Source organism: Paenibacillus sp. 01T422 (assembly GCF_056398785.1).
The window spans coordinates 1-389 of record NZ_JBFTQB010001712.1 but is presented as its reverse complement, the minus strand read 5'-3'; the positions used below and the strand labels follow the sequence as shown (position 1 = coordinate 389).

The window sequence follows — 389 nt, the reverse complement described above, 5'->3', positions numbered from 1 at the left end:
CGACAGACTTGTCTCTCTCCAGATTCTTAAAGACATTGCATCCTGACTCTAGCCATCACTTCCTAACTGTGCAGCAGCTGGATCAACTCCAAATGCTGCTCGCTGAGCTAGAACAAACGCTCAAAGACAAGAAGCCATATTTCGAATTAATTATGCTGAAATGCATGTCAGAATTTTTCCTCCTGCTGCTTGGCTTGCATAATGAAGTAGCAAATTCCGGCTCCATTAGGTCGGAGGATGAACAGCTGATTGGTAATGTACTCTCCTATTTAATTGCGCATTATCAAGAAGATTTGCATGTCGACGACCTGCTTGAGCTCTTTCCCGTCTCACGCTCCCGCTTATTTAACTTGTTTAAGGAAACCACAGGCAGCACGATGAAGCAGTTC

At 44.5% G+C, this 389-nt stretch carries 1 protein-coding gene; it reads left to right on the top strand.

What is annotated here, in order from left to right; all coding sequences use genetic code 11:
• On the top strand, positions 1 to 389 hold a 389-nt coding region (locus AC1DUA_RS40900), incomplete at both ends, for a helix-turn-helix transcriptional regulator (RefSeq protein WP_477505049.1).